The 3,704-nt window shown below is 46.3% G+C and carries 3 protein-coding genes; all 3 read right to left on the reverse strand.

Going from position 1 to position 3,704, the window contains the following annotated elements:
* Positions 1-215: 215 nt before the first annotated feature.
* The gene (locus ACOJS8_RS01075; protein WP_420146677.1) at positions 216-1,913 is read right to left on the reverse strand and encodes a sodium:solute symporter family transporter; all 1,698 of its coding nucleotides are present in this window, start codon (positions 1,911-1,913) and stop codon (positions 216-218) included.
* A 217-nt stretch (positions 1,914-2,130) separates the two neighbouring features.
* Positions 2,131-2,541, reverse strand: a complete 411-nt coding sequence (locus ACOJS8_RS01080; RefSeq protein WP_420146678.1) for a hypothetical protein — start codon at positions 2,539-2,541, stop codon at positions 2,131-2,133.
* A gap of 115 nt (positions 2,542-2,656) precedes the next feature.
* Positions 2,657-3,704, reverse strand: a 1,048-nt coding sequence (locus ACOJS8_RS01085) for an MFS transporter (RefSeq protein ID WP_420146679.1), incomplete at its 5' end; no start/stop codon positions are given.

The following is a 3,704-nucleotide window of genomic DNA, read 5'->3' on the forward strand; positions in this document are numbered from 1 at the left end:
TCGGCACCCGCACAATGTTGAACAGAAGCAAATCATACACATCCACAAAATAGCCCAGAGCGGCTACAATGACCGGCAACGTAAACAGCGGACGTAGTGAAGTGGAAGGGGCGGGTGTCATGAGGGTGGTGATAAAAGAAAAAGGCATAAGAAGAAAAACATAGTGATAACCTATGAAATTTCGCTCTTCTTATGCCTTTTTGCCTTCTTCTGTTTTACCAGAACCGAACGTACAGTACAGTTAGCAGAAGCATAATAACTGTAATCATGGCTGTAGCTGAGGGAGCCAGCTTGAACATTGACGAGTCAACTTCAAACGCTTTCGGATTAATAGCTGGTCCGGCCAGACTCATAATCACCATCACAACTACCGTAAAGAAAAATGCCCAGCCCATAGCCACCAGGAATGGAATCTCATACACGCCATCTGCATTCTTGAACGCAGTGTATAGAATCGTTTCGGGACCAAACAGTTCGGGAGCGTAATTATTGAACAACGTAGTTAATGCAAAACCTCCCAGAATCCCGAATATAGCCGCTGCACCCGTAGTACGTTTCCAGAAGAAACCCAGCAGGAACACGGCGAAAATACCTGGACTTAAGTACCCCGTATATTTCTGGATAAAGGTAAAACCTCCCTCACGTCCAATGCCTAGTGCATCCTGCCAGGTAAGGGCAATGGATACCAGCATCGCAATAAAAATGGTGATACGTCCTGCCCAGATCAACTGCGTTTCGGTAGCGTCTTTCTTGATGTATTTATGATAAATATCAAGCGTGAAAATCGTTGAAATGGAATTGGCTTTCCCGGCCAGCGATGCTACGATAGCCGCTGTCAAAGCTGCCATCGACAAGCCTTTCAGACCATTCGGCAGGAATGATAAGATAGCTGAATACGCGTTGTCGGCAAGAAGTTTACCGCCCGGCGCCATTTCGTTCTGAAGGCTGCCATTTTTATACAATACGTAGGCCGCAATACCCGGTAGCATCACAATTAGCGGCATAAAGAGCTTAATCATGGCTGCAAATAAAATCCCCGTCCGTGCTGTTTTCAGATCGGCGCCCAATGCACGTTGGGTAATGTACTGATTACAGCCCCAGTAGTTGAGGTTCACGATCCATTGGCCGGCAAAATACATCGTAATGCCCGGTACGGTCAGATACTTGTTTACTTCAACCTGTGACGTATTGGGGCCAGGCTTCTCAAAAATTAAGTGAAAATGGTCGTCGGCGTCGCGCATCATCGCTGAAAAACCAGCTACAATGTCGTTGCCCAAACCAAATTTCTGGCTTACCAATGTGAGAGCGATATAGCTCGTAACCAGACCACCGATAACCAGTACGACGACCTGAAATACGTCGGTATAGCCAATAACTTTCATTCCGCCCAACGTAATGATCAGGGCAAAAATGCTAAGGCCAATCACAATCGGGTGGAACGAGTCGCCCCCAACCAGGCTGCTGATCGCCAGGGCTCCCAGGAAAAGAATCGAAGTCAGGTTTACGAATACGTAAAGAAACAGCCAGAAAATGGCCATAATCAAGCTGACCGTCTCATTATACCGCGTCTTCAGAAACTGCGGCATTGTGTAGATGTGGTTTTTCAGGTAGATGGGAATAAACCACACGGCCACAATAATAAGCGCAATGGCAGCCAGCCATTCGTAAGCGGCCACGGCAACACCGAAAGTGAAGCCATTACCCGACATGCCAATAAACTGCTCTGCTGAAATGTTCGACGCAATCAGCGAGGCACCAATGGCCCACCAGGTCAGTGATCCTTCAGCGAGGAAAAAGTCTTTGGTATCGAGTTTGGTCTTCTGTTTTTGTTTGTAAATCCAGTATCCGTAGGAGGAAACGCCGATGAAATACAGGAAAAAAATAATGTAATCGGTCTGGTTAAGCTGGTTCATTTTAGCAGCACAAAAATGGGTTCGGTAATCAGCCTGTAAAAAAGCAATTATTTCTCCAAATTGGCTTACTTTATGGTAAAATCATTTATTGATTAGTAAATCCAGTACAATATATAAGCTATTTAGTGAGGAGATAAGTGAATATTTGCCATGAACATCCATAAAAAAGGTACGAAGAAATCTCCGTACCTTTTTGTAATGTATATCACGTAAGCGGTTAATTGATAGCGACGAGTCTCGCTGGCAGGGCTTGCTCCAAAGATGGTGTCGACAGTTTAAACGTAATTTCTTCTTTCTGATCTCCTGCTGTTAAACGGAACGTATATTTTCCATCACCGAGCTGGCTCATGTCGAACGACTGACGATACGCATTCCGTTTTTTAGCTTTTCCTACCACCGTTTCGTTGAATAATACCTGCCCTTTTTGATTGACTAATTCGAGTTTAACCTTTTCTTCGGGTTTGTATTGTTCAAGGCATAACCAGAGTTTGGAATCGGCTGCTGCCGGGTACATAGCGGCTGCAAATGCTTTTTCCTTGGTATCATCCTGGCTCATGGCCGGTAAAGCGACAAACGTTCCTAAAGTCAGAAATAAAGCAGTAGTGATTGATTTGAGAGTAGTTTTCATTGTGTTGAACGATTTAAGTTTTTAACCTTTAGCTGTCAACTCAATGATGCTGTTGTCTCAACTGAACGCTGCCAATCTGGAGTAACGGTTCAAATAAAGGATAAGCGGTTAATGATCATTCTACGAAGTCTAAGTCCTTCTCAAATGTCTCTTCCATTCGACTGAGCGACCAAAATGTCAGTCCGTAAACGATAACGCCTAAAATGCTGGCTGCGGCCAATACGCCGACCGATGGTTTTAAAGCCTGATAGGAAAGGGTCATGATAATGGCTGTACCACGTACTACACTCGGCACCGATGTAGTGGCCGTGGCACGGAGGTTTGTACCGTAAAGCTCAGCGACCATTGTCAGAAACATGGCGATATAACCCGTAGAGATTCCGGCTAAAAGACAGATTATATAAATGCCCGTGGCAGTGTGAATACTGCCGGATAAATAAGCCGCGCTCAGTAACGTACTGAACACGAGCATGCCTGTAATGGCTCTAAGACGGGAACGAAGCCACTGGCTCAGAGGACCACAAAGGAAGTCGCCAATGGCAAAGCCGACATAAATGAACATGACACAACGGGCTGGATTAAGCCCTCCATCAATCGTCAGGGCTTCCCCAAGCTCATTGGCAAACGCAGCCAGAATACTAACCACAAACCAGGTCGGTACACCTACGGCAACGCAGCGGAAGTACTTAATGAGTTGTGGCCAACTGCTAAAAAAGTAAAAGAAATTTCCTCGACGAACAGACTTATGATTGGCGTCTAAGCGGCTAAATAAGCCGGACTCAAAAACGCTGACACGAAGCAGCAGTAAAAGAACCCCCATACCGCCACCCACCCAGAAAGCCATTCGCCAGCTAAAGTATTCGGCCGTCAGGTAAGCCGCGCCAGCGCCCAGATAGCCAATTCCGGCGATGATCGACGTACCGTAGCTGCGAATTTCTTTCGGTAGAATCTCGGAAACCAAAACCATAGCCGCTCCGATTTCGCCCGATAAGCCTATACCTGCAATAAAGCGTAGCAATGCGTAGCTGTTTACATCCTGTACAAACCCGCAGCCGATATTAGCCAGCGAATACGTAACAATTGACCCGAACAAAACTGACATTCGCCCGCGTTTATCGCCCAACACGCCCCACAGAAAGCCCCCTAGTAAGAACCCCGCCTGC

Source organism: Spirosoma sp. (genome assembly GCF_048594605.1).
In the GTDB taxonomy this organism is placed as follows: domain Bacteria; phylum Bacteroidota; class Bacteroidia; order Cytophagales; family Spirosomataceae; genus Spirosoma.